Source organism: Lactobacillus laiwuensis (assembly GCF_019972835.1).
Lineage (GTDB): Bacteria > Bacillota > Bacilli > Lactobacillales > Lactobacillaceae > Lactobacillus > Lactobacillus laiwuensis.
On record NZ_BPPB01000005.1, the window covers coordinates 154,270 to 179,204 of the forward strand.

23 protein-coding genes are annotated in these 24,935 nt (G+C 35.1%); 13 read left to right on the top strand and 10 right to left on the bottom strand.

Annotated features, from left to right (window positions below):
* Nucleotides 1-10 precede the first annotated feature (10 nt).
* Nucleotides 11-2,107 carry an ATP-dependent Clp protease ATP-binding subunit gene (locus tag LDM92_RS05110; RefSeq protein ID WP_223902313.1) on the top strand — a complete coding sequence of 699 codons (2,097 nt, stop codon included), beginning with the start codon at nucleotides 11-13 and terminating at the stop codon, nucleotides 2,105-2,107.
* A gap of 253 nt (nucleotides 2,108-2,360) precedes the next feature.
* Nucleotides 2,361-3,383 carry a branched-chain amino acid aminotransferase gene (locus tag LDM92_RS05115; RefSeq protein WP_046332828.1) on the top strand — a complete coding sequence of 341 codons (1,023 nt, stop codon included), beginning with the start codon at nucleotides 2,361-2,363 and terminating at the stop codon, nucleotides 3,381-3,383.
* A 104-nt stretch (nucleotides 3,384-3,487) separates the two neighbouring features.
* Here LDM92_RS05115 and LDM92_RS05120 read toward each other — a convergent pair whose 3' ends face one another.
* Nucleotides 3,488-4,045, bottom strand: a complete 558-nt coding sequence (locus LDM92_RS05120) for a TetR/AcrR family transcriptional regulator (RefSeq protein ID WP_223902314.1) — start codon at nucleotides 4,043-4,045, stop codon at nucleotides 3,488-3,490.
* 101 nt (nucleotides 4,046-4,146) lie between these two features.
* Between LDM92_RS05120 and LDM92_RS05125 the strand changes: the two genes are divergently transcribed.
* On the top strand, nucleotides 4,147-4,896 hold the full coding sequence (locus LDM92_RS05125; RefSeq protein WP_223902315.1) for a sulfite exporter TauE/SafE family protein: 750 nt from the start codon (nucleotides 4,147-4,149) through the stop codon (nucleotides 4,894-4,896).
* 83 nt (nucleotides 4,897-4,979) lie between these two features.
* Here LDM92_RS05125 and LDM92_RS05130 read toward each other — a convergent pair whose 3' ends face one another.
* Nucleotides 4,980-6,830, bottom strand: a complete 1,851-nt coding sequence (locus LDM92_RS05130; RefSeq protein ID WP_223902316.1) for a glucose PTS transporter subunit IIA — start codon at nucleotides 6,828-6,830, stop codon at nucleotides 4,980-4,982.
* Nucleotides 6,831-6,860: 30 nt separating this feature from the next.
* Entirely contained in the window at nucleotides 6,861-8,324 is a 1,464-nt protein-coding gene (locus LDM92_RS05135; protein ID WP_223902317.1) for a glycoside hydrolase family 1 protein, read from the bottom strand.
* 299 nt (nucleotides 8,325-8,623) lie between these two features.
* Here LDM92_RS05135 and LDM92_RS05140 point away from each other — a divergent pair, with 299 nt between their 5' ends.
* Both LDM92_RS05140 and LDM92_RS05145 read left to right on the top strand, forming a co-directional pair.
* A complete protein-coding gene (locus LDM92_RS05140; RefSeq protein WP_223902318.1) occupies nucleotides 8,624-9,514 on the top strand; it encodes a DUF3737 family protein in 891 nt (296 codons plus the stop codon).
* 5 nt (nucleotides 9,515-9,519) lie between these two features.
* Nucleotides 9,520-10,686: a MalY/PatB family protein gene (locus LDM92_RS05145; RefSeq protein ID WP_223902319.1), complete on the top strand. Its 1,167-nt coding sequence runs from the start codon at nucleotides 9,520-9,522 to the stop codon at nucleotides 10,684-10,686.
* 536 nt (nucleotides 10,687-11,222) lie between these two features.
* Here LDM92_RS05145 and LDM92_RS05150 read toward each other — a convergent pair.
* The 5 genes from LDM92_RS05150 to LDM92_RS05170 form a co-directional block, all read right to left on the bottom strand.
* Complete coding sequence (locus LDM92_RS05150) at nucleotides 11,223-11,708, bottom strand: hypothetical protein (RefSeq protein ID WP_223902320.1); 486 nt, start codon at nucleotides 11,706-11,708, stop codon at nucleotides 11,223-11,225.
* Entirely contained in the window at nucleotides 11,701-12,519 is an 819-nt protein-coding gene (locus LDM92_RS05155; RefSeq protein WP_034978475.1) for a DUF3100 domain-containing protein, read from the bottom strand. Before LDM92_RS05155 ends, LDM92_RS05150 begins: the two co-directional genes overlap by 8 nt.
* 1 nt (nucleotide 12,520) lies before the next feature.
* Nucleotides 12,521-13,786 (bottom strand): M20/M25/M40 family metallo-hydrolase, encoded by a 1,266-nt coding sequence (locus LDM92_RS05160; protein ID WP_223902321.1) that lies wholly within the window; start codon nucleotides 13,784-13,786, stop codon nucleotides 12,521-12,523.
* A gap of 1,180 nt (nucleotides 13,787-14,966) precedes the next feature.
* Nucleotides 14,967-15,128 carry a hypothetical protein gene (locus tag LDM92_RS05165; RefSeq protein ID WP_223902322.1) on the bottom strand — a complete coding sequence of 54 codons (162 nt, stop codon included), beginning with the start codon at nucleotides 15,126-15,128 and terminating at the stop codon, nucleotides 14,967-14,969.
* A gap of 137 nt (nucleotides 15,129-15,265) precedes the next feature.
* Complete coding sequence (locus LDM92_RS05170) at nucleotides 15,266-15,910, bottom strand: NAD(P)H-binding protein (RefSeq protein WP_122053099.1); 645 nt, start codon at nucleotides 15,908-15,910, stop codon at nucleotides 15,266-15,268.
* A 155-nt stretch (nucleotides 15,911-16,065) separates the two neighbouring features.
* On the opposite strand from LDM92_RS05170, the gene LDM92_RS05175 reads away from it, so the two are divergent.
* Nucleotides 16,066-16,506, top strand: coding sequence for a MerR family transcriptional regulator (locus LDM92_RS05175; RefSeq protein WP_122053098.1), 441 nt, complete (start codon nucleotides 16,066-16,068; stop codon nucleotides 16,504-16,506).
* A 93-nt stretch (nucleotides 16,507-16,599) separates the two neighbouring features.
* Here LDM92_RS05175 and LDM92_RS05180 read toward each other — a convergent pair whose 3' ends face one another.
* Complete coding sequence (locus LDM92_RS05180) at nucleotides 16,600-16,965, bottom strand: DUF805 domain-containing protein (protein WP_122053097.1); 366 nt, start codon at nucleotides 16,963-16,965, stop codon at nucleotides 16,600-16,602.
* 160 nt (nucleotides 16,966-17,125) lie between these two features.
* Here LDM92_RS05180 and LDM92_RS05185 point away from each other — a divergent pair, with 160 nt between their 5' ends.
* From LDM92_RS05185 to LDM92_RS05215, 7 genes are all read left to right on the top strand, one after another.
* Entirely contained in the window at nucleotides 17,126-18,013 is an 888-nt protein-coding gene (locus LDM92_RS05185; RefSeq protein WP_046332814.1) for an SDR family oxidoreductase, read from the top strand.
* A gap of 144 nt (nucleotides 18,014-18,157) precedes the next feature.
* Complete coding sequence (locus LDM92_RS05190; RefSeq protein ID WP_223902323.1) at nucleotides 18,158-18,643, top strand: GNAT family N-acetyltransferase; 486 nt, start codon at nucleotides 18,158-18,160, stop codon at nucleotides 18,641-18,643.
* A 43-nt stretch (nucleotides 18,644-18,686) separates the two neighbouring features.
* Complete coding sequence (locus LDM92_RS05195; RefSeq protein ID WP_223902324.1) at nucleotides 18,687-19,073, top strand: cytidine deaminase family protein; 387 nt, start codon at nucleotides 18,687-18,689, stop codon at nucleotides 19,071-19,073.
* A 5-nt stretch (nucleotides 19,074-19,078) separates the two neighbouring features.
* Complete coding sequence (locus LDM92_RS05200; protein ID WP_223902325.1) at nucleotides 19,079-19,522, top strand: ASCH domain-containing protein; 444 nt, start codon at nucleotides 19,079-19,081, stop codon at nucleotides 19,520-19,522.
* 274 nt (nucleotides 19,523-19,796) lie between these two features.
* Nucleotides 19,797-21,347, top strand: a complete 1,551-nt coding sequence (locus LDM92_RS05205; RefSeq protein ID WP_109586907.1) for an ATP-binding cassette domain-containing protein — start codon at nucleotides 19,797-19,799, stop codon at nucleotides 21,345-21,347.
* Between the two features lie 464 nt (nucleotides 21,348-21,811).
* Entirely contained in the window at nucleotides 21,812-22,540 is a 729-nt protein-coding gene (locus LDM92_RS05210) for a gamma-glutamyl-gamma-aminobutyrate hydrolase family protein (protein ID WP_223902326.1), read from the top strand.
* Nucleotides 22,541-22,549: 9 nt separating this feature from the next.
* The gene (locus LDM92_RS05215) at nucleotides 22,550-23,953 is read left to right on the top strand and encodes an APC family permease (protein ID WP_223902327.1); all 1,404 of its coding nucleotides are present in this window, start codon (nucleotides 22,550-22,552) and stop codon (nucleotides 23,951-23,953) included.
* Between the two features lie 60 nt (nucleotides 23,954-24,013).
* Here the strand turns inward: LDM92_RS05215 and LDM92_RS05220 are convergent, their stop codons facing one another.
* A complete protein-coding gene (locus LDM92_RS05220) occupies nucleotides 24,014-24,910 on the bottom strand; it encodes an alpha/beta hydrolase (RefSeq protein WP_223902328.1) in 897 nt (298 codons plus the stop codon).
* Nucleotides 24,911-24,935 lie beyond the last annotated feature (25 nt).

The window sequence follows — 24,935 nt, forward strand, 5'->3', positions numbered from 1 at the left end:
GTGTTTACATATGGCATATTTTGATAATGATTTTGACGATTTATTTAACGAATTAAACAATTCTTTCTTTAATAACACTAATGATAAAGGTGGAGCTATTCCTATTCACTATTCAAGCAGTATGAATATTTCACCGCAAGACATATCCCAAAACGGACAAATGGGGCAAAAGCAAGGACAAAAGCCAATTGGAGTTGACCTGGTTGAGCAAGCAAAGAAAAATAAATACGATCCTGTAATTGGGCGTGATGAACAAATTCAGGAAGTTATAGAGATTCTAAGTCGGCGCAAAAAGAACAATCCAGTTTTAGTTGGAGCAGCAGGTGTAGGTAAAACTGCCATTGTAGAAGGATTGGCACAAAAGATTGCTGCAGGCGATGTTCCTGACAAGATGAAAGACAAACATATTATTGCAATTAACATTAATGATATGGTTGCTGGATCAAGTTTGCGTGGTAGCTTTGAAGAGCGCCTGAAAAAAGTGATTGACGAAGCTAAGAAAAATCCTAATATTATCTTGTTTATTGATGAATTACATAATATTGTTGGAGCAGGGTCAACTGACTCTGAAAATAACAATGGTGACGCTGCTAATATTTTGAAACCGGCTTTGGCTAGTGGCGACTTGAATCTGATTGGTGCAACGACTACGAGTGAGTACCGCAGGATTGAAAATGATGCGGCATTAGCACGTAGGTTCCAGCCTGTACAAGTTCCAGAACCATCTGCTGCAGTGACTGTCGAAATTTTGGAGGGTCTCAAAGATAAGTACGAAGCTTTCCATCATGTGAAATATAATGATAGTGCCTTAAAGCTTGCAGTCACGTTGTCACAGCGTTATATTCAAGGACGCTATTTACCTGACAAAGCCATTGATTTAATGGATGAAGCAGGTGCCAAAAAGGGTCTCGACACTATTCCTGATGATGAAGCAACTTTAAAGAAGCGGATTAAAAAGCTGGAAAGTGAAAAAGAAACTGCTGCCAAAAAGGAAGATTACAGTAAAGCAAGTGAGCTGAAAAAGAAGATTGAAGAGTTGCGCGACAAAGCTGATCATGTAGATGATGAAGCGACTCCACATGTTACTGATAAAGATATCTACGCTTTGATTGAAGCCAAGACCAAAATTCCAATGAGCGAACTGCATGCAAGTGAGGGACAAAAGAATCTTGATTTAGCTGAAAAATTAAAGAAAGTGGTTATTGATCAGGATAATGCGGTTGATGTCATTACTGATGCAATTGCCCGTAAACAAGTTTTCAAAGACAATGATCGTCCTACTGGGACATTCTTGTTAACCGGACCTACTGGTGTAGGTAAAACGGAATTAGCTAAACAACTGGCCATCCAACTATTTGGTGGTGAAAATCATCTTATTAGACTTGATATGTCTGAATATCAAGATCAAATGGCAGTTAACAAACTAATTGGTTCTGCTCCAGGTTATGTTGGCTACGGCGAAGGCGGCCAACTAACTGAAAAAGTTCGTCACCAACCATACAGCTTAATTTTGTTCGATGAAATTGAAAAAGCCAATCCACAAGTATTTAATGCCTTGCTTCAGATTATGGATGATGGCCGTTTAACTGATGCGCAAGGCAGGACTGTTTCCTTTAAGGATACAATTTTAATCATGACTTCTAATGCGGGTTATTCCGACCAATTGCTAAAGGATGGTAAAGTAGATCATGATAAGCTGATTAAAGCTCTGGAAGCATACTTCAGACCTGAATTTTTGAATAGGCTTGATGCGATCGTGCCGTTTAATTCATTAACTAAAGATGATATGAATAAGATCATTGATATTTACTTAAGTAAAATGGCACATGTTTTAGCTAAAAAGAATGTGAAAGTTGAAGTATCTGATGAGGCTAAAGCTTATTTGGCTGAAAAAGGTTATGATAAGAAATTTGGTGCAAGACCTTTACGCAGAGTAGTTGAGCAAGATTTGGAGACACCGATTGCTAAATTATTGATGAAAGAGCCTGACACCAAAGAAGTCAAATTTACTGTAGATGACAAGCATGTTTACTTAAATGATGCTGCAGTATTAGACATTAAACCAAAAGAAAAAACTGAAAATAACGAGAAAGTTAAACAAGACTAATCTCAAAAAGGGATCATTCAATAGAGGATGATTCCTTTTTTGCTTCTAGTTGTTTCATGTGAAACCTTCCATACAGTAACAAAATTGAATTTTTGTTTAATTATCAGAAATTCATATTATTTTATTAAGATTAATGCAATTTTACTATTGACATCAACAAAAATATGGTTTAAATTAGGTAGCAATTAAATTATTATTAAAAAGCTAAAAATTGTTTTTTAGCTTTTGTAGTTTTATTATAGGGGACAATCAAATGAAACAACGAGTAGAAGACCTGGATTGGAAGAATCTGGGATTTAAGTATCGTGATCTGCCTTATCGATATGAGGCGAAATATAAAGATGGTGAATGGCAGGAAGGAAAACTGACCGAAGATTCATCAATGACCTTTTCTGAAGGTGCAGAAGTTCTGCATTATGGTCAGGAAGTTTTTGAAGGACTGAAGGCTTACCGTAGAAAAGATGGTAAGATCAATCTCTTTAGGCCCGATCAAAACGCTCATCGCTTTACTCTTTCAGCAAAGAGATTAGCCATGCCACCATTTCCTGAAGATAGATTTGTTGATGCCGTAAAACAAGTTGTTAAGGCTAACGAAGAATTTGTACCACCATATGATAGTGGCGCAACTCTTTATTTAAGACCACTTATGGTGGGAACAACTAAAGTTTTAGGCGTCGAAGCAGCCAGCGAATATACCTTCCGCGTTTTTGCGGTTCCAGTTGGCGCATACATTAAAGGATTGAACCCTGCAGATTACGTTGTTAGTGAATACGACCGTGCCGCATATGCTGGTACCGGTCAAGCAAAGACAGCAGGTAACTATGCCAGCAGTTTGCTTCCGACAGTTGAAGCACACAAAAACGGTTTTGCCGATAGTCTTTACCTAGATCCACGTGAACATAAATATATTGACGAATTTGGTGGTGCTAACTTCTACGGCATTACCCAAGAAGGACAGTTTGTCACACCAAAATCACAATCGATTTTGGTTTCTATTACTAAGCGCTCACTTTTGGAAGTCGCTAAGTGGCAAGGTCTAAACCCAGTTGAACGTCAGATCACTTTGGAAGAAGCGTTCAACATGAAAGAAGCTGGTGCGATGGGTACAGCTGCTGTAATTTCTCCTGTAGGTTCAATTACCTACGAGGGTAAAAAGCATGTCATCTATAGTGAAACAGAAACTGGTCCAGTTACTAAGAAACTTTATAATGAACTAGTTGATATTCAGTATGGTAACAAGAAAGGTCCAGAAGGCTGGGTTCAAACATTGGATTAAGTTTAAATATCGGGAACAAAAAAGCGAGGCTTAGGACTCGCTTTTTTTCTGCTCAAAATAAATTGCCACTACTCTTTATCAGTAAAGTGCGGTTTTATGATATGTTATTCTGCAATCTGGCGTAGGCTTTGCTTCAGCAATCTACGAAAACTTTTATCAGCGGGTAAGGATTTATCTGCAAACCAACCCGTACCAACGTTGACAATATCTCCTATTGCTAAATCTCTAATGCACCTGCTTGCCAATAATTGCTTTTTAGGGTCAGTGAACTCTGTTGCTATCATTTGATTAAAGATAGATTTTAGTTCATTAAAAGCTGCAGTGGTTTCAGGATAGTTATCAGTGCGTGGCATTTTTAATACAAATTGAGTTAAGAGAAAATGATTCAGTGCTGTTTCGCGAAATGCCATTACAAAATCAATAATCGCTGTCAGGCCAGCTTTGCCAAACAAGTCTTTGCGTAATTGATTTGTTAGCAATTCAACCGTCCAGGCAACTATGGCGTAGTTTAGTGCTATTTGATTGGGAAAGTAATTGTATAGGGCTTGCGATTGAATGCCAATTTTTCTAGCAACAGTCGCAAAATTATTTTCTTTATTGTCTTCAATTAACTCAATGCTTGTTTTAATAATTATTTCTTTAGACAAAATTTGACGTGGCATTTTGAACTCCTTACTTGATTTGACTTTTACAATATGTAAACTATAATTACATATTGTAACTATACCATATAATATTAAAAAAATTAAGAAGGTCAAATATCATGAAAATTTTTTTGTTGGGATTAATAGGGTTGATAATAGGAACCTTCGTTATTCTTTTTGGCGGTGGTGGAGCAGCCATTTACCTGGCAATATTGACCGGTTTATTTGGTCTCAATGCGGCAGCAGCTTCTTCAACTTCCTTAGTGACAGCCTTGCCTTCATTAATTATTGGGGCAATTAGCTATTATCATCAAAGGCAAATAAATACTAAAATAGGTAATCAAATGTTAATAACGGCAATTCCTGCTGTGATAATTGGAGCGCTGGTCTCAAAATATATTCCCGCTAAAATTTATAAATGGCTGATAGGAATCGTTTTGGTAGTTCTTGGCATTAATATGCTAATGAAGAAGAAAACGCAAACTGCCGCAACTGTTAAAAAAACGCAATATGCCAGACTAGAAGCAGGGATGTATGGTATTTTAGGGGGCCTAATGGTTGGCGTTGCTGGCATGAGTGGTGGCGCTGTTATTATTGGCGGATTATTTTTGCTGGGATTACAAGATTTTCAAGCTACTGCAACTTCAACTTATGTTCTGGTTTTTATGACTATCACGGGTGCGATCTTTCACATTGCAGACGGGCGAGTAGATTGGACTGCTGGGTTGCCCTTGATGATCGGTGCTATCATTGGAGCTGTTATTGCTCCTAGACTTGCCCAAATTCTAGCTAAAACTAAAATCACACGCTACATGAAACCCACAATTGGTTTCTTGCTGGTATTATTAGGCGTTAAGTCGTTGCTCTGAATCCTGAAAAATACGGTTTATTAGAATTAAAAACGTGATCCTGCTATAAAAACAGAATCACGTTTTTGGTGTATATTTAAATTCTATAATTGCACAGACATTATCTTGTCGAAATCTGCGGCCGGTTTATTTGTCAGTGTGTATTTAACATTCTTAACCTTGTCTTTTGAATTTGTGATTACCACGATGACAGTTGGATCTTTGCCACTATCTTTAACTTGCTTAATATCCATGAATGCAATTTTTTGACCGGTGACAACTTCATCGTCCTTTTTAATAAAAAGCTTAAAGGGATTGCCTTTTAGTTCAACTGTATCAATTCCTAAATGTATTAAAACTTCTAGTCCATTATTTGTGGTGATACCGATACCATGCTTTGTTTCTGCCAACATAGTGACTTTACCTGAAACTGGAGCATAAATGCTGCCTTCAGAAGGCTTAACTGCAAAACCTTCACCCATCGTTTTGCTGGCAAAAACTGAATCAGCTACATCTTCCAATGGAATTACAACTCCGGCAGCAGGAGTAGAAAAAGTCATGCTTTGTGTAGAAGTAGTTTTTGTTTCATTTTCCCTAGCAACCTTTCCACCCAAAATTACTGCCACTAGAGCACTAGTTAAGAAAGCTGCTATTAAGCATATAATCATTAACAAAACATTGGTAAAACCTTGACCCGCCTTGACATAAACAGGCAAAGAAGTGATGCCGGGCATTACAAATGCATAGCACTTAATACCAAGTAAAACGGTTAGCATGCCACCAACTCCGGAACCACACATTGCTGCTAACATGGAACTTTTATGAACCACATTAACTGTATAAAGAGCAGGCTCAGAAATACCTATGAAAGCAGAGAAACTGGTAGATAATCCTGCGGCACGTAATTCTTTATTTTTCATTCTTAAAGAAGTGCCAAAAGCTGCTCCAGATTCAGCCATATTGTGCACAAAAGAGACGGGTAATAAGTAATCATAACCTAATGTAGCTATGTTTTGAATTTGAATAGGTGAAGTGGATTGATGCATACCTGCCAGAACAATTAGTGGCATGAAAAATCCTAATAAAAATCCTGCTAACAAACCAGCTTTTTGGAATAACCATACTATACCGTCAGCTAGATATTGACCTCCGTATGCTCCTAGTGGTGCCAAAATCCACATTGCAATTGGTACGGCGGTAATTAAAGTTATGGCAGGAACAACCACTAGCTTTAATACATCAGGTACAAAGCGATCAACAAAGTGATAAATAATAGCCATTAGTCCCACGCCTAAAATAACTGGAAAAACAGAAGTGGCATAGTTAAATACTGGAATATTTAAGCCGAATAATGTCAATCCAGAACGACCACTTGCTATTTTGGCAACAAACGAAGGATAAAGCAATGCACCCGCCATACAGATACCGAGAAATTCATTTAATTTAAATTTGCGTGCTGATGAAATTGCCAGTAAGAATGGCAAAAAGTAAAAAGGAACATCAGCGATTAAATTAAATAAAGCCATAGTAGTGTTTTTTTCAAGTCCTGGTGAAAACGCTAGGACTATTGCCAAAATACCCTTAAGCATACCTCCTGCAACTAATGCAGGTAAAATTGGTTGGAAAACACCTGAAATGACATCTAGAATTACTTTTCCAGTGATTTTAAACTTGTGCTTACCTTGATCTTGGCTATTATCATTTTGCTGGGAACCCATAGTTTTCTCAATTTCTGCAAAAACTGAATCCACGTTTGGACCAATTACTATTTGATATTGATTGCTCTTGATAGTAGTTCCAAGAACACCTTGTAAATTATCAATTTTTTCTAATTTTGCTTTACTAGCATCTTTGATTGTAAATCTAAGCCTGGTAACACAATGCCAATAGTTATTGATGTTATTTTTTCCGCCAAGATAATTAATTATACTCTTTGCTAACTCCTTCTTTTCCATAATAAATTTTCCTTTCTGGTACTAACGAGATTAATTTTTGATATGTTCTTCAATCTTGTTCTTATACCAGTAAAGTGAGTCCTTTTTGTATCTTTTTCCTGTACCTTTGCCACCATTATCTAAATCGACATAGATTATGCCATATCGTTTATCCATGGTTAACGGACCGCAAGAAACGATGTCGATTATGCCCCACATAGTGTAAGCGATTAAATTTACGCCATCTTTTACAGCTTCATCTAATTGATCTATATGAGCACTAAGATATGCGATGCGATAATCGTCGTGTACTTTGTGATCTGAAGTCAATTCGTCATGGGCACCAATACCATTTTCTGCAACAATAATTGGTAGGTGATAGCGATCATATATTTGGTTAAGAGTGAACCTTAAGCCAATAGGATCGATTTGCCAGCCCCACTCGGATTCCTTTAAATAGGGGTTTTTCTTAGTCATAATCAGATTGCCTGCAGTTTGCTCCCAATTAGCTGCATTAGTTGAAACCTGTGAAAAGTAGTATGAGAAGGAAACAAAGCCAACAGTTCCGTCTTTTAGCAATTCTTTATCACCGGGTTCAAAATGAATGTGAACGTTGATTTTATCAAAATAACGTTTCATGTATTCTGGATAGTAGCCCCTTGCTAAAACATCTAAGTAAAACCAATTTGAATACTGGTCGTCTTGGATGGCTTGCAAGTTGTCTTCCGGCTTTGAAGTTGCCGGATAGGTGGTAAAGCGGGCAATCATGCCACCAACTAGTTTTCCTGGCACAAGCTTTCGTCCTAGTTGTACTGCTCTAGCACTACATAAAAATTGGTGATGTAAGCATTGAAAAATTTCCTGATCCATGTTTTTTTCTGTACCAGGTATTAAGCAAACTCCATCCCAAGGGGAAAACTTAGCAGCGTTTATTTCATTGAATGGCAACCAGTAATCTACCAAGTCACCTAATCTTTTATATAAAACAGTTACATATTTTTCGAAAAATGAAATAATTTTTCTGTTTTTCCAGCCACCGTATTTTATGACCAAATTAACAGGGATGTCATAGTGAATCATTGTGGCGAAAACTTTTATGCCGTATTTTTTACATTCAGTGAACATATCACGATAATATTTAATTCCTTCTTCATTTGGTTCTTTGTCATCACCATTAGGGAAAATTCTTGACCAACAAATTGAAGTACGAAAAATTTGTAATCCCATTTCTGCCAGCATTTTTATATCTTCTTTATAATGATGGTAAAAATCAATGCCTCTTCTGAGGGGATAATATTTTGTTCCCTGATCTTTTAGCGCTTGATTAAATTCTTCTTGTGAAAAAGGATTATTTTGGTGCTTATCTTCAATTTGCTCAGGTGTCCAGCTAGGATCTAGATAGCGTAAATCTTGTGTAGAAATTCCTTTGCCTCCTTCTTGAAAGCCTCCATCTGCTTGAGAACACGCAATTGCTCCTCCAAGTAGGTAATTTTTACTATAGTTAATGTCTTCCATATTAGATGGCCTTTCTACATAGATAGCAATAATATTTGATTTGAATTTGATAATAAATGTAATAATTATTTAATAACCTTATCATATAGCTTACAAATATACAATGAATTTTTAACTAAATGATAAAATACTTACGGAGCCAATGATATGCTCGTTATAACTATTTGTAATAAAGGAACCTAATCAAATAGCATTTTAAGTTGGAAGCTTTTCAGAGGATAATAAAGAATTAGGGTTTTTCCTGGTAACAATACAAAAAATTAAAAAATTCAGAAATACAAAAGAGAAAAGAGATCGGGATGAATATTATCAAAAATCATTTTTTTGAAGGTGAAAGAATTCTTTTTGGACTAAAAAATTCGCAGCTGGTAGGAATTACTTTTGGTGAAGGTGAGTCACCGCTTAAGGAAGCCAGTAAAATTGATATCAAGGATTCTATTTTTAAATGGAAATATCCATTATGGTATGACAGGGACATTAATGTGGATAATACTGTATTTGAAACTATGGCTCGCAGTGGTATATGGTATACCAAAAATATTTCTATTAAAAATTCGGCTTTGCAGGCTCCAAAATTATTTAGGAGAGCAGAAAAAATAGTCTTAGACAATGTTCATTTTGCTAATGCTGCAGAAACGATGTGGACCTGTAAAGATATTAGAATTACCAATAGTCAAGTTAACGGTGACTATTTTGGTAAAGACAGTCAAAACATCTATCTTGACCACGTTAGTGTTATTGGTAATTATGCTTTTGACGGAGCTAAAAATATTGAAGTACATCATTCCACCTTTATTTCTAAAGATGCTTTTTGGAATTGTCAAAATGTTACTGTGTATGATTCGATAATAGATGGTGAATATTTGGCATGGAATGGACAAAACATCAAGTTTATCAATTGTAAAATTGAAAGCGACCAGGGGCTTAATTACATCGACCATCTGGAATTGAAAAATACCATTTTAATTCATACTGACTTAGCATTTGAATATGTTTCTAATATTAATGCTGCAATTTCAAGCAAAATTGACAGTGTGAAAAATCCAATTTCTGGTAAAATTTCTGCTCCTGCAATCGGTAAATTAATTTTGGATCCCCAAAAAATTACTCCTAGTGAAACTGAAATTGACTGTGCTAAAATTGATGCGAAAGTTAATCATTCAGATGAAAATCAGAAACCGAAGGATTAGAAATAATGGATAAGTATGATTTTATTAATGCACCAGATAGAAGAGATACAGATTCAGTCAAATGGCATGTCAAGAAGGGCGATTTGCCAATGTCAATTGCTGATATGGATTTTAAAACAGCACCTGAAATAATAGCCGCAATGAAAAGGAAAGTTGATCGCGGTGTTTTTGGCTACGAGTGGCCTGAAGATGACTATTTTAAAGCGGTGGCTGACTGGTACGAAAAAGAACATGGCCATCGGCCTCAGCTGGAATGGCTGATTTTTACTACAGGAGCGGTACCCGCAATTTCTGCAATTGTAAGACGAGTTTCCCACATTGGCGATAACGTTTTAGTCCAAGCTCCTGTATATAATGTTTTCTACAATTCAATTGAAAATAATGGCCGACATGTTTTATCCAATGACTTGCAATTTGATGGCGAAAATTATGCAATCAACTGGGATGATCTCGAACAGAAATTAGCCTTACCTTTGACAACACTGATGATTTTTTGTAATCCGCATAATCCTATTGGTAAGGTATGGACTCAAAAAGAGGTACAAAAAGTTGCAGATCTATGCTATCAGTATCATGTAGTTCTTTTGTCCGATGAAATTCATGGCGACTTAGTGCGCAAGGGCCCAGACTATACCCCAGCTTTTTCAGTGAATAATTCTGCACGCGAAAACGTTGTTTCATTAGTTTCACCTAGTAAAACTTTTAACGTTGCTGCACTACACGCAGCAACAGCGATTGTGCCAAATAGTAATTTGCGTGCTATGGTTAATCGCGGACTTAATAGCGATGAAGTAGCTGAACCAAACTTGCTGGCTATTCCTGGAACAATTGCTGCCTATGAACATGGTCACAACTGGCTAGAGGCATTGATTAAGCAATTAAATGTTAATTTCACTTATGCTGAAGAATTCATCAATAAGAACCTTCCACAAGTTAAGGTAGTTGCAGGCGCAGCAACATACTTAATTTGGCTTGATGTGGAACAAATTAGTAGCGATTCGCAAAAATTAGCGGAATTCTTAGAAAAAACAACTGGGTTGGTTTTGTCACCCGGAAGCATTTATCGTGGAAATGGTCATGACTTTTTGCGTATGAATCTTGCCTGCCCCTTAACAATGGTTAAAGATGGCTTAGAACGGTTAAAAGTGGGATTGACAGAATATTTGGCTTGAGAGTTTTAAAAAGGCGACTACGGTAATTATCATAATCGCCTTTTTATTGCCTAAAATTGTAGCGGATCAGAAATGTTTCCAGTATTTCATAATCTTTATGCATATTGAAAATATATGATTCTAAAAATCATATTGTTTCATGTGAAACTGGAAAAGTAACGAACCAAATAGTTAAAGTAGACAATTAAACGGTATTTCCCAGGAAATATTGCTTAATTGGTTAATACCTTGATAAATTGGTTAAAAGTATTTGCTATCTTGTGATTAGACTCTATCCCTAAGTTCAATCCATGCAGATATGGATTAGCCAGCCTAGATTTAAGTAAATTACTGGTATTTTTAAAATTGAATATAATGCCAACAAAACTAAAAAAATAGTTAATCAGGCCTAGTTTCTAAGTTACTGCAGTTGTGCCTTTCAAATTGACTGTGTATAGCTAGTCTTTCAATTTTTATAAAAATATATGTGGGCAAAAAGAAAAAGTCGCTTAAACTAATTGCAGTTATGGCGACTTTTAGCTTTTCAAAAAATACTTTTAACTAAGATTAAGAGCAATTTGTGAGATTAAGGTGTCCATAAAGTACATACCAAAGAAAACAAAAATTGCTACGATTAAAATCTTCCAGGATATTTTAGTCAGTTCTTTCAAACGGTGGGTAACTGATATTCCAGCAAATGCTAGAACAGAGGTTGTTAGTGACAAAAAGTCTACAGCATTGATAACGCGAACGCAGTAGGAACTAAGCAAACAAAAAATTAGAGAAACAATTGAAACCCAGCCTAAAATAGGGAAGCCCTGAATGATTTTCCAAGGCACTTTTTTCATCAGCATACTAATAACTATGCCTAATAGCGAAAAAAGCCATAACATACCTAAACCAATGAGTGTGTCAGTAGTAATTGGTGTGCTTTTGGGATTTCTAATTAATTTAACCCATTGAACAAATAATACTAAGCTAACACTAAGTAAAAGAATGACAGCATCTTTAAATAATTCATATAAATTGTTTTCTTTAGTCATGATCTGGATAAACTTCTTTCTTTTTGTCTAGCAGGCTAGTGATGTGTGTGTACATGAATCTTTGTAGAGGCACTGCTAGGAAGTACATGATATAAGTGCCAATAAAACTAGTTAGTAACTGACTGGCCGCGGCAAAGGACAAAATAGTGTCGCTGTGTTTTGGTACCAAAGCTGCTAAAGACGATGAAGCTGCAGTCATCATTGAACTAGAACCAACACCGGCACTCATTGCAACTGCTTTATAGTTAAAGCCCATGCCTAGAAGAAGTGGAGCAAGGATTGAAAAGATAATTGAACCAAAAATGGTACCAATTAAATAAATTCCAAGTACGCCACGACCTTCAGGGGAATTTAGCGTGTATTTTTCACTAATATATGCTAGTTCACCTTCACGGCCTAAGCCTAAGGTTGAACCTATAGCTTCTTCTCTTAAGCCAAGTAATAGCGCTACAGGTAAACCGAAGATAATCGTACCTAAATTACCTAATTCGTGGACTAGAAAAACCCACCCAACAGAAATAATTTCGTTAATTTTAGGGGCCACATTCGCTCCATAACGTGCCATTAAAGGCAACATGATAAGAATCATGTATTTACCGGCAAATTTCACCCGTTTATCATTGTAAAGTTTTTTAATAGGCTTTGCTGGGATTAAATAAACTAAAATAGCAATAATTACCGCAAATACTAGAGGTAAGATAGAGATTTCAATTTTGCCGATTTTAAATACTTGGGTACTGATCATTTCAGAGACTGTATCTATTAACAATACTAAAATGATTAGCGGACCATATGCTTTTAAATATTTCATTTTATTTTGCCATCTTTTCTAATTCAGTAAGATATTCTTCTTTTGTTTTCTTATAAGTTTTTACCTGATCTAAGTTATTTGAAATCTTAAGAATACTGTTAAAGACAAATTCTGGGAAAATTGCTAGTACAAATTCAGGATCAACTAAAGTAAAATCATCACCATGAATTGTTCCGTTCCAACCACCATAACCGATTTGAATGGTTGGTATTAAGAAACTAACATCCCCAATATCACCTGCCGCCATTGTGTAGCCCCGGTCTTCTATTAAACCGGGAATTTTTTCATCTGCAGAAAAGACAGCTTTCACAATAGCGCTCATACTTTTACTGGAGATCAAAGGTAGGTAGCCAACTTGCCTTTCGCACTCAACTGAGCCACCAAGTGCTGAGGCACAGCCTTCTGCTGCCTGTTTAAAACGATTCATTAATTTTTGAGCGTTATCTATGTCAAAAAATCTTAAGTCCGTACCCATTTTAATGTGATCAGGAATGACATTAATTGATTCATGATTTTCGCCAACAATTACGGGATTAAATCTTATGCGATTGGGATCTTTAACTTGCTGACGCTGCAGAGCTAAAGCGGTATTAAATAATGTTGCTATACTTTGAGCATTAATACCTGCATCAGGGGCAAAAGCTGCATGACTGGCTTTGCCATAAAAATCAAAATATTCAAAATTAAAGCCTGCGAGATCACAATTAATTTCGATAGTGCGTTCATCAAAATTTTCGCCAATTGCATGAACTGAAACACAATAGTCAATATCGTCAAAAATGCCAAGTTTAATAGCTTCTTGTTTGCCACCGAAGTAATCTATTTTGCCTGCCTCTTTTTGCTGTTTTCTCCAAGCAAGATCAACAAATTCTTCGGATGGAGTGAAAATAAATGCTAGATTAGCACCAAAATCTTCAAGCCGGTGATTGGTAATTATTTCGTTCATAATTGCTAGTGCGGTAGTGACCTGTGTGTAATGGCCACATGCTTGAGCAGCACCAGTACTCGTATCTGCTACTTTGTGATTAGGCTGATAGAGTGAATCCATTTCGGCAATAATTCCAATGGTTTTTTGGCTACCATTAGTTAACGTTACTTTTAAACCAGTATCTAGATAATGTTCGACTTTTAACTCGGTGCTAATTTTGTTAATTTCATCTTCAATCTTTTTAGATGTTTTAAATTCTTTATAACCAAGTTCTGGATTATGAAGTAAAAAAACAGCAGTTTCAGCTAGTTCAGCATAGTATTTTTGAAAACTTGACATTGTATCCTCACTTTTTGTTTTATTATTATCATATGTGACAATAATAAGAATAAAATAAAATTAACAACTATGCAAGAACGAAAATATTAGCTTGTGTTATTAAAGTTCGTATTTTATAATTTTTTTATCAAAATATGTTACTAGAGGGTAGGTATTGATATTTGGACGAAAAGAAAAAATAAATTATTGAAATTACTAAAAAAGCAGATAAATCACATTTTGATGATTTATCTGCACCCGAAATTATAGTTTAAAAGTTGTTTTTAAAACAGAAATAGTTAAGAGCTTTATCTGTAAAAGTAAAAAATATAAAATATATTGCAATACAAATTAAAAATAGCAGAAGATTCCTACCACTAGCCCAAAATGGCGAACAATTCGGTAAAAATTTTTCAACCAAAATGCTACTTATCATTATGGAGAAAAAGTATGCCAAAAACTGATAAAGTTTAAAGTGTTTGGGCTTACTTCTTAATCTTTTTTGATTTGCTGTTAGTTTTTGTTTATTTGTTTCCATAATTACACTCTATTTTTAAAATATAAAAATTGCAACTGGACTTAAAGCTAAAGCAGTCAGTTCTGAGATTGCTATTTTCTTAATTTGAAATTAATCATTCCTTTGCTTTTTAATTTTTGTACCGGTACCTTTTAAATTATATAAAAAATTTAATCATAAGCAAGTGATTAATTTAATGTAAATATTATTTATCCTATGATAATTATATCAATATTTTATATACGTTTAAGATAATGTATATTATAAATATTGAAAAAAGTACTACCAGATCAAGCTGATATTTAAATTAAAGTAAATAATTGAAATGCTTTTATAATAAAAACAATTACTAAATTACATATTTATCATTTGACAGAATCAATTTTTCAGTAGATACTGGCAAAAGTTTGGCTTTAAAATGCAGTTAGACTCAGTAATACTCAGCTAATTGTTTGCTGGAAAGGTAAAAATATATCAGTTAAAGAATTACAGATTATACAGACTTTTGTCGTTTGATTGATGCATGATAGTCAATTCTTGTTTCATGTGAAACATAATTATAATATAGACGTTTCCTCGATATTTTGAGTAATACCCAGTTAGCGTAATGAAAATTAAAATAGTCTGAATGATAATCGCTATTTCTAAAATGACCTTTATTGAGACAATTACCATCGAATCCTGCTAAACAGATTGAACATTGACCATGACCATGTGTAAATGATGCAATAATAAAGTCTCCAGCTGAATATCAACAACATTTTTGCCCACTTTTTCAACAATGCTCAATGTTTCATGCTTCGTAGTTGAATTTGCAGAAATTTTGATATACCACAGAATCACCATAAATCAGATTCGCATACAGAGGAACGAACAACTTTTAAAATTGCATCATTTCCTGGTTGAAGTTTGGGCATAGGACATTCTTTTAATTCACTCTGCTTAGTTTAATAAATGCTCCTGCTTTCATTTATACTAGCTCTTTAGTAAACAGGCCGATCTTTTCCCTGTGTATCTGGATCGGCAATTCCAATGCTGTCATTATCATATAATGCAGGATTGCGAACAATTTTTAAAATTGCGTCTGCAATGCTTTTGCGTGAACCTGAAATACCAATATAAGGTTCATTATGAGTAGTAATAGAATATTTGATTTCATTACGATCATTGAGCCAGGGTAAACGTAAAGTAGTATAATGCAAGCCAGATCTTGCTAAAAGTTTGTCCGAGTTAATGGCAGCCTGTAGTCCCGGCATAACAAATTGGTGATTCCACCGGCCAAATTCACCTCCAACTTCGTTATATATACCCAGAATGTTAGCAAAAATTACACGTGAAACATGGTTAACTTTCATTGCTTCAATTACGTTTTTAGTAATGATATTGTCTTTAGTGTGATCTACAACGTCTACGAAAACTATATCTTGTTTATGCATAGCTTTATTAACGGCCTGATTGTCAGTTAAATCAACTTCCATTATTTGGGCTCTGGATCCCAATGAACATAAGCGATGTGGATTGCGCAAACCCAGAGTCAATTTGATATCTTTAAAAGTATCTTCAGATAATATTCTGCTTTCAACGATTCGAGCTATTTGACCATTAGCCGCTAAAATTAAGAAATTCATAATTACACCCCTTTTTGTAATTAATATTCAGTATAGTAGGTTCGAGCAACTCTAAGTCAAATTTTAAATAATTGTCGTTTAGTTTAGTTGAAAGTGAAATATAAAAATTAAGTGCTTTATCCTACCTTGGTGAAGTTGCTAAAAAGGAGATAATAATGAAAAAGTTTAGAATTAAAGATGTAAGCGAATTGCTGGGAATTAGTACATATACTTTACGCTACTATGAAAAAATTGGTTTATTAAAATTTGTTAAACGTGACGAAAATGGGATTCGTGAATTTGAACCAAATGATCTGATAGTGATTAGTACAATTATTTATCTAAGAAAAACGGGAATGCCGCTTAAGGAAATCAAAAAGTATCTTCAACTAGCTGAGAATGGTATTGATACAGTTGAACAACGCAAAGAAATGTTTTTAAAACAGAAGCAAAAAGTGATAGAACAAATGAGAGTGTTGCAGAAATCAATGGAAGTAATTAATCGTAAGCTTAATTTTTATGATGAAGCTGCAAAAAAACATAGTATGAATGTATGCAGGGATGAGCGCAAAAAGTGGTTAGCGGAAATATTGTCTGGAAAAGAAAAAGTGCAATAACTGCACTAAAGGTACATTATTACACATAATTTATATTATTTAAGTTTAAACAAAGCAACTTGGGCAGGTTTAAAGCAAAAGATTAACATTATTTTAATCATAATTATTTGCTTTTGACGGCAGTAGCATTAAGATAATAAACCAAATATCTCCAATTATTGGTATTATCATAATTAGAACCCACCAGCCAGAGCGATTAGTATCATGTAAACGACGAAAACGCAAAGATAGCATTGCAATCCAAACAACGAAGGAAATAATGAGAGAACTAGTCTTTATACTCCAATCGCCCCAATTATAAATATCATTAATTGAATGGCCTAATAAACCTTCAACTAAATGCATTAAAACAAAAGCTAATACCCAGTTAATAATTACTGGCCACCAATATTCAGACCGATTAGCAGTGCCAGAAAAATTAAAAATATTCTGCCAGAACTTTTTATATGATTTAAACATTAAATATTTCCTCCTATTTATACCTAATAAACTAATCATAAAGCATTGTATTGGAATGAGCAAAGATAATGTTCTTATGTGAATTAATAAGCAATATTTTTGTTTTATTATTATAAAAGCGGTATCTTGAAATTGAATTTATTGAAGGGAGAAAGTACAAATGGACAATAAATTATCAGACCCGTTAAAACGTTATCATCATGATGATTTTCCTAAGCAATCACAAGAATATCCTGGACTGCAAAGTAAAATGGATCCAGTACCTGCTGGAGACATGAATGACTATGAAGGCCACGGCTTATTAAAAGGCCGTCATGCCCTTATCACTGGAGGTGATTCCGGTATTGGTCGTTCTGTAGCAATTGGCTTTGCCAAAGAAGGAGCCGATGTTGCAATTCAGTATCTGCCAGAAGAAGAATCCGATGCTAAAGATACAGCTGAACTCATTAAAAAGGCTGGACGTAAGGCAGTTTTGCTGCCAGCTGATTTCCGTAAACGCGGCGAAGCAACAAAAGTTGTTGAAAAAGCTGTCAAAGAATTGGGCAGCTTAGAATTATTGGTAATGAACGCAGCTATCCAACAAAATGTTGATGGCATAGAGAATTTATCAATGGATCAAGTTCACGATACTTTTGAAGTTAATATCATCTCAATGTTTGAAATGGCTAAAGCGGCTGTACCGCATATGAAACCAGGCAGTGTAATTTTGACCTCGACTTCTTTAGAAGGGTTCAGTCCATCACCAATATTGCTTGATTATGCTGCTACAAAAGCAGCAATTGTCAGCTTTTCTATTAATTTGGCTCAAAGCCTTGCTCCTAAAGGAATTCGCGTTAACAGCGTTGCTCCTGGTCCGGTTTGGACTCCTTTGCAGGTTTGTGGTGGTCAGCCAACCGATGCTCTTGCTACATTTGGTCAGCAAGTACTGTTGAAACGCGCAGGACAACCTGATGAAATAGCTCATGTTTATATTTTCTTGGCTTCAAACTTGGCAAGTTATGTCACTGGTCAAGTCTATGGTGCCACAGGTGGACCAGCTATTAATTAAGGAATAATAAATAAAATTTAATTTCCGTTTTTGCTTCCGTGTATGCAAAAGCGGATTTTTTATGCAAAATTTGCTTTTTGGATAGGGCTTCAGTATATTAAATAATTAATTAGTATTTAATATCCAAAGAATAGGGGTGAAGAAATGAATAAAAGTATTTTTCAAAAAATAGCACTACTGTCGCAAAAAAATGCCAGGATTATCGCAGATGAGTGGCATTACGACGGACAATATGCTTTTTACGATATGAAAAATGATCAAGAAGATTATGATGAAATAATTTCTCCCAAAATGCGTAAAAATAACTACTTTCAGGTTTTGGATAATGATGACAACTTAGTTGCTTTCTTTTGTCTTGATCAAAATGACCAAAGAGAAGAGCAAGTTGAAATAGGATTAGGATTGGCTCCCAAATTGACTGGTCATGGGCTAGGCAGTGAATTTATTACTGTTATTGAAAATTTTGTCAAAAATAACTATGACTATAAAGTAATTGTTTTATCCGTTGCTGACTTTAATTTGCGTGCAATTAAAGTCTACCAAAGAGCTGGCTATGTCAAAAGAAATACTGAAATGGTACATTCAAATGGTGGCATCTATAAGTTTGATATCATGTCAAAGAAAATTTGAGCTAAATTTTATAGCTGGTTTATGAAAGAAATGAAGGAAAAATATGGATGAAGAATGGCAAAAAATGTATGAAGCAGCTAAGAAAGTACAAGGTTTCACCGCAATTGGACCTCATATGGAAGCCGGTGGTGTCGCTGCTGCTGTTTTAGCTGAATCGGGAAAAATTTATACAGGAGTTTGCGTTGACACAGCGTGTGGATTAGGCGTTTGTGCAGAACGCAATGCTCTTTTTAATATGATTACCAATGGTGAAACTAAAATTAGTCGGGTTTTAGCACTAATGGCAGATGGTAAAAATGGAGCTCCATGTGGTGCTTGTCGCGAATTTATTGTTCAACTCATGGAAAAAGATTATCGACAAGTTGAAATTATGCTGGATTATGAAAAAGACAAAGTCGCTACAATGGGTGAACTGACTCCAGAATGGTGATTATAATGGACGAAAAAGTAAAACAATTCTGGTATAACTTTTGTCTTAAACACAATTTGGCTCTTGCTACTAAAGTTGATGCCTGGGCTTTTGGTTCTAATAAAGAAGATGCAGATAAATTAGCTAAATTAGTTGACAAGGGAATCAAAACTGCCACAACTTCGGAATATGTATCGGGTGATGAAGATATGCCTAAAGTTGGCGATTGGAACATAATTCTCGATGGTCAAGGTAAACCCGTCTGTGTTGTCCAAGACAAAGTGGTAGAAATTATTCCGTATAATCAAATTTCCGCAGAACATGCTTATCATGAAGGTGAAGGAGACCGTAGTTATCAGTATTGGCGCACAGTTCATGATCAATTCTTTGAAGAAGAATTTAAAGCCAATGGTCAAAAATTTTATCCGCAGGCACCAATGGTATGTGAGATTTTTGAAAAAGTTGAATAATTGGGACGTTGCAAAATGAAAAAAATATGATATAGTTAAAATAATTTAGAGAAAGAGGTCATTGCCAAAATGGAGAATTAATTTCTGGTTTTATTAGTAAGCAAAAAAGTTTGATAACCAATGCTTTTATCATGCATTTTTGCCGATAATCAGAAATTAGTATTGTTCTCTATTAAGGTGGCGCTTTAATTTCACCGCTTTTTGTGCACTGCTAATCAAATTATGGGCAATTTGGTTATCAGTGCTTTTTCTTTAGCAAAAAGCAGGTGCTAGTATGGAATATATTAGAATAACTAACCTCAACGTTGAAAATCGTGACGAATCTTTATTTTATGCTCCACATTTGAATATTCAGGACAATCAAATAATTGGTTTAATCGGGGATAATGGTGTAGGTAAAACCACATTGATTAATACTATTGCCCAAATGCCCACAACTTTCAGAGTAACGGGACAAATACTGCGCCATTGTCGTATTGTTTTGGTACCACAGCTTTTAAATAACGATGAGCAAAGTGGTGGGGAAAAAGAAAAAGAAGCCATTACTCAGGCAATAATCAGATTGGGTCAAGCCAAAGATTCTTTGCTAATTCTGGATGAACCAACTTCTAATTTAGATATTGAGCAACAAAGATGGCTAATTAAAGCCTTAAGTAGTTTAAAACAACCAATTTTGATAATTAGTCATGATCAGTCTTTTTTACAGAAACTTGTTAATGTTATTTGGCACATTAAAGATCATCAAGTTCATGAATTTAATGGTTCATATAGTGAATATTGTCAATTTCTCATAGCTGAAGAAAAAAGAAAAAAGATAGAATACCATGAAAAACTAACTAAAATTAAAAAACTAAAGAAAGATCAAAGGCAGGCTGAAATAAAGTCTCAAAATGCTACCAAGAAAAAGAAAGATATGTCTTGGTCGGATTGGAAAATAAAAGACAGCGGCAAGATTGAGAAAAGGCTTAGCCGAATTAGTACTCAATTAAAAAAACGTATAACAAGCGAGGAAGCTGCGCTGGAAAAACCACAAGTCCATCATCCAATTACATTTAGTAACGTTAAAACAACAAACTTAGATCTATCACAAAAAAGTAGTTTGGTCAGATTAGGCATTCAAGATGTTGTCTTACACGGAAACAAATTGTTTAGTATAACAAAAGAATTGCAAATAAAAGGAAGAGAAAAAATTGCATTAACTGGCAAAAATGGTGTCGGAAAATCAGTTTTTTTAGCAAAATTATTTCATCAAAAACTTAACGCTTGGTTTAATCCGCAAGTAAAAATCGGTTATGTTAAACAGAATATTGCTCAAGAAGCTGCGGTAAGGGAGACATTGATAGAAACAATTTCTAAGATCAGTGTTTTTGATAAAACAACTACCATGCAACTTCTAGGTGATTTACGTTTAAGAAGATTTTTGAATAACCAAGTCTGTGATTTAAGTGGAGGCCAGCTAGTTTGTTATAAATTGGCAAAGGTGTTATTAGGTGAACACAACTTACTGATACTTGATGAGCCAGATAATTTTTTAGATATTTCAGCTATTAATGCTCTTGAAGAGTTCTTAAAAAATTATCCATTTGCTATTATCCTGGTATCTCATGATCAGAACTTGCTGAAAAATTTGAATTTTGCAACCTGGGAAATAAAAAATCATAAATTAATTAAAACCACTGATTTTTCGAGTCATAAGAATACCAATATTGATAATCGGATTAATTTGCTTCAATTTAAATTAGATAAACTAATTGCCGACCCCAATGCTTCATTTAAAGAGATAGAAAATATTTCCCGGGAAATAAATAATCTCAAAAATAAATAAAGTCTCTAAAGAGAACCAAGTTTTATTAATTAAGGAAGCAGAAGCATTACTATTCTGACCAGTATGATTAAAAAATAAAGTTGATTACCAAAAAGTCAATTAAAACTCGACTGTTACAGATATGTGTCTGTTTTAGAACAGGAAGTGGAGGTGCTGGAATTACAAATCTTGTTAACAAAATTAATTAAAAATAATGGAAATGAAACTTTGAAAAATTTAAAGTAGAAAGCTGATAATGATTATAGAGATAGAGGCTCAGTGGGATTAGCGAAAGGAGTAATGTACTTCTTAGATTGGCTGCAATTGAGGTTAGTGCCAAAGGAAAAGAAAATAAATTTAGTTTTTTACACTCAAGACTGCGAACTATTGCTATATTTTTTGATAAAAACAAATGGCACACGTAAATTGCTAATAACTATTATAATGTTAATAACTAGTAGTATAAGTTTAATTAAGGAGAAAAAATGACAAAACCAATTATTGGCATAGCAGGATCTGAAATGATTGATTCTGCTGGAATGTTTCCAGGATACAGACGTAGTTATGTTAATGAGGACTATGTGGATTCTGTTGTTAAAAATGGCGGAATTCCCTTTATAATTCCTTTTACTGAAGATAATGAAGTTATTAAAAGCCAGATGGCTCATGTTCAAGGATTGATTTTATCCGGTGGACATGATGTTGATCCTCACTTATATGGTGAAGAATTGATGCCTAAGATTGGTCCTATTTGGCCCCAGAGAGATCACTTTGATATGCTTTTATTAAAAATTGCTGAAGAAGCTAATAAACCTGTTCTGGGAGTTTGCCGCGGAGCACAAATCATTAATGTAGCACATGGTGGCAGTCTTTACCAAGATCTTAGCTATCGTCCAGAACAAACTGTGAAACATGAGCAGGGTCATACGCCTGATTTACCTACCCATAAAGTAACAATTAAGGAGAACAGCTTGTTGGCTAAAACATTAGGTAAGACTGAATGCATGGTTAACTCATTTCATCACCAGTTGATAAAAGATGTTGCTCCAGATTTACTTGAAGTTGCTGATGCAAGTGATGGCGTGCCTGAAGGACTTGAAAATAAGCAAGGTACGGTTCTAGCAATTCAATGGCACCCCGAAATGTTACATAATAATCCGGACACAGAATATATGAATAATTTATTTAAATTTGTGGTTAAAAACGCCAAGTAAGGAGTAATAATGACTCAAAATAAAAATGCTGGGGATAAACTAGGTTTCTGGTCAATTGTCTTTTTAGCAATTAATTCGATTATTGGCTCAGGTATCTTTTTGACGCCTGGGAGTGTGGTAAGTCAGGCAGGGAGCAAGGCCCTAATTGTCTATTTCATCGCTGCAATTTTTGCTTCAATTTTAGCAATTTCCTTTTCAGCAGCAGCCAAATACGTAACTAAGTCTGGCGCTTCTTATGCTTATTCTAAGGCAGCCTTTGGTGACAATGTTGGCTTTTATGTCGGAATTTTGCGTTACTTTTCAGCCAGTGTTGCTTGGGGAGTAATGGCTGTTGGTGTAATCAAATCAACTATTTCTATTTTTGGTGGCAATCCTGACAAATTTTTAAATGTCACCATTGGTTTCATTATATTAATGCTTGCAGTAACTGTAATTAACTTATTTGGACAAAAATTTGTAAAACTTGTGATGAACATGGCTACAGCAGGTAAATTAGCTGCATTACTTTTGATCATAGTGGCAGGTGTCATTTTACTTATTACCACTGGTGCCAGCCATAGCCTGTCATCTGTTGACCAAATAACGCAAAATGGGCATAAAATAGTACCGGCTTTAACCACTACCGGTCTTGTTATGGCTGTTGTTTCTGCATTTTATGCTTTTACCGGTTTTGAATCAGTTGCATCTGGCTCCGAAGATATGCAGGAACCGGAAAAGAATTTACCTAAGGCTATTCCACTGGCAATTTTGGTTATCGCTGCTATTTATATTGGAGTAGTCGCTGTAGCGATGGTTTTGGATCCTAAGGCATTGATGACGACTAAACAAGTGGTGGCAATCAGTGCGATTTTTAAAAATGATATATTGCGGGATGTAATTTTAGTTGGAGCGCTCATTTCGATGCTAGGAATAAATGTTGCCTCTAGTTTTAATGCACCACGCATTTTGGAGGCAATGGCCCGTGAACATCAACTGCCAGCTACTTTAACAGAAAGAACTAAAAATAACTTTCCCATTAAAACTTTCTTTATTTCTGAAGCATTAGCAATCTTAGTGCCCTTAGCTTTTCAATATAACATGACTAACTTGATTACGTTGAGTGCTATGGTCAGATTTTTAGGATTCATAATTGTTCCTCTGGCAGTAATCTGCTTTTATTATGGTAAAAATAAGCAGCCAATTTTGCCGGCTCCTAAAAATGCATTGACTGATATTTTTGTACCAATATTGTCAATTGTTTTGGTAATCTTTTTGCTAGTCAAATATAATTGGCAAGCGCAATTTGGTATTATTGAAAATGGCAAAGTCGTTGGCGTTAACTGGTATGCAATTTTTATGATGATCTTTGGCTTCATAATTTTGCCGCTGTTTATGTTTTGGTTTTCCAGAAAAGAAAGAAGCAATCAGCAATAGCTTTAAAAACATACAGTAAAAAAACCGGACTAGAAAATACTAGTTCGGCTTTTTTCACTGTTAATTAATGTATTTACGGAAGAAGTTTAGTTCATCTTCATTACATTTTTTGGCCAAGTCATCCTTTTGATTAACATGAAAAACATGACCTCGTGGATGTTTCTTATCACCATAGAAATGAAGTTCATGATAAATATTTTTGGCTTTCAGGTAGCCTGACAACATGTAGGCATTATCACGCAAGAAATCATCTGTGCAGGTCATTAAGAAAAGCGGTGGCAGTGCTTGAGTCAAAAATTGTTCGGCATTTAATTCTTCATGCTGATTTAAACGAATTTCAGGCCTGAAATAGGCTTCTGGTGCCCCAGTGTATGAGGGAATTGCGGTTAGGAAGTAGGCGCCACAATTTAAAGCAGCAGCTTTAATTGTTAAATTGGGTACTGAATAACCAAAATACTTGCGGTATTCATTGTTAGTGTAAGCTGCTAAAATTTGTTCTCCCATTTGGCCACCGGCACTGTCTCCAACAATAAAGACGTTATTTAGATCGAATTGATATTTTGTCGCATTTTCCTCTTTGGCTACCCAATGAAATACACGGTTGATATCATCCAGTTCTCCGGGATAGGCCACATCTGGTGCTAAGCGATAATTGGCATTAACTACGGCAAATCCTTCTTTAGCCAGAGCCAAGCAATAAAACTGATAGGTTTCTTTAGTGCCATATATCCAGCCACCACCATGAATATTTACGATTACCGGTAATTTAGCACTGGTTCTATTCTTTGGTAAATAAACATCAAGTATCTGATACTTAGGATCCTTACCATAGGAAATATTGTCAAACCGTTCTACTTCCGGAATTTGTGTTGGCAATCCAGCATCGCGCTGATCATCGCCTTTTTTAATTACTTTTCGTGTTTCTTCAACTAATTTTCGATAGTCAGGTTCTGACATTTTATAGCTCTCCTTTTTTGTAATC

What these genes read in the sequence shown, in the direction of transcription:
- LDM92_RS05135 (WP_223902317.1), bottom strand. Translation starts at nt 8,324, where the DNA reads ATGGAAGACATTAACTATAGTAAAAATTACCTACTTGGAGGAGCAATT.
- LDM92_RS05120 (WP_223902314.1), bottom strand. Translation starts at nt 4,045, where the DNA reads ATGCCACGTCAAATTTTGTCTAAAGAAATAATTATTAAAACAAGCATT.
- LDM92_RS05165 (WP_223902322.1), bottom strand. Translation starts at nt 15,128, where the DNA reads ATGGTGATTCTGTGGTATATCAAAATTTCTGCAAATTCAACTACGAAG.
- LDM92_RS05200 (WP_223902325.1), top strand. Translation starts at nt 19,079, where the DNA reads ATGGACGAAAAAGTAAAACAATTCTGGTATAACTTTTGTCTTAAACAC.
- LDM92_RS05185 (WP_046332814.1), top strand. Translation starts at nt 17,126, where the DNA reads ATGGACAATAAATTATCAGACCCGTTAAAACGTTATCATCATGATGAT.
- LDM92_RS05140 (WP_223902318.1), top strand. Translation starts at nt 8,624, where the DNA reads ATGAATATTATCAAAAATCATTTTTTTGAAGGTGAAAGAATTCTTTTT.
- LDM92_RS05130 (WP_223902316.1), bottom strand. Translation starts at nt 6,830, where the DNA reads ATGGAAAAGAAGGAGTTAGCAAAGAGTATAATTAATTATCTTGGCGGA.
- LDM92_RS05180 (WP_122053097.1), bottom strand. Translation starts at nt 16,965, where the DNA reads ATGTTTAAATCATATAAAAAGTTCTGGCAGAATATTTTTAATTTTTCT.
- LDM92_RS05155 (WP_034978475.1), bottom strand. Translation starts at nt 12,519, where the DNA reads ATGAAATATTTAAAAGCATATGGTCCGCTAATCATTTTAGTATTGTTA.
- LDM92_RS05190 (WP_223902323.1), top strand. Translation starts at nt 18,158, where the DNA reads ATGAATAAAAGTATTTTTCAAAAAATAGCACTACTGTCGCAAAAAAAT.
- LDM92_RS05175 (WP_122053098.1), top strand. Translation starts at nt 16,066, where the DNA reads ATGAAAAAGTTTAGAATTAAAGATGTAAGCGAATTGCTGGGAATTAGT.
- LDM92_RS05150 (WP_223902320.1), bottom strand. Translation starts at nt 11,708, where the DNA reads ATGACTAAAGAAAACAATTTATATGAATTATTTAAAGATGCTGTCATT.
- LDM92_RS05115 (WP_046332828.1), top strand. Translation starts at nt 2,361, where the DNA reads ATGAAACAACGAGTAGAAGACCTGGATTGGAAGAATCTGGGATTTAAG.
- LDM92_RS05220 (WP_223902328.1), bottom strand. Translation starts at nt 24,910, where the DNA reads ATGTCAGAACCTGACTATCGAAAATTAGTTGAAGAAACACGAAAAGTA.
- LDM92_RS05210 (WP_223902326.1), top strand. Translation starts at nt 21,812, where the DNA reads ATGACAAAACCAATTATTGGCATAGCAGGATCTGAAATGATTGATTCT.
- LDM92_RS05110 (WP_223902313.1), top strand. Translation starts at nt 11, where the DNA reads ATGGCATATTTTGATAATGATTTTGACGATTTATTTAACGAATTAAAC.
- LDM92_RS05195 (WP_223902324.1), top strand. Translation starts at nt 18,687, where the DNA reads ATGGATGAAGAATGGCAAAAAATGTATGAAGCAGCTAAGAAAGTACAA.
- LDM92_RS05125 (WP_223902315.1), top strand. Translation starts at nt 4,147, where the DNA reads ATGAAAATTTTTTTGTTGGGATTAATAGGGTTGATAATAGGAACCTTC.
- LDM92_RS05160 (WP_223902321.1), bottom strand. Translation starts at nt 13,786, where the DNA reads ATGTCAAGTTTTCAAAAATACTATGCTGAACTAGCTGAAACTGCTGTT.
- LDM92_RS05215 (WP_223902327.1), top strand. Translation starts at nt 22,550, where the DNA reads ATGACTCAAAATAAAAATGCTGGGGATAAACTAGGTTTCTGGTCAATT.
- LDM92_RS05205 (WP_109586907.1), top strand. Translation starts at nt 19,797, where the DNA reads ATGGAATATATTAGAATAACTAACCTCAACGTTGAAAATCGTGACGAA.
- LDM92_RS05170 (WP_122053099.1), bottom strand. Translation starts at nt 15,910, where the DNA reads ATGAATTTCTTAATTTTAGCGGCTAATGGTCAAATAGCTCGAATCGTT.
- LDM92_RS05145 (WP_223902319.1), top strand. Translation starts at nt 9,520, where the DNA reads ATGGATAAGTATGATTTTATTAATGCACCAGATAGAAGAGATACAGAT.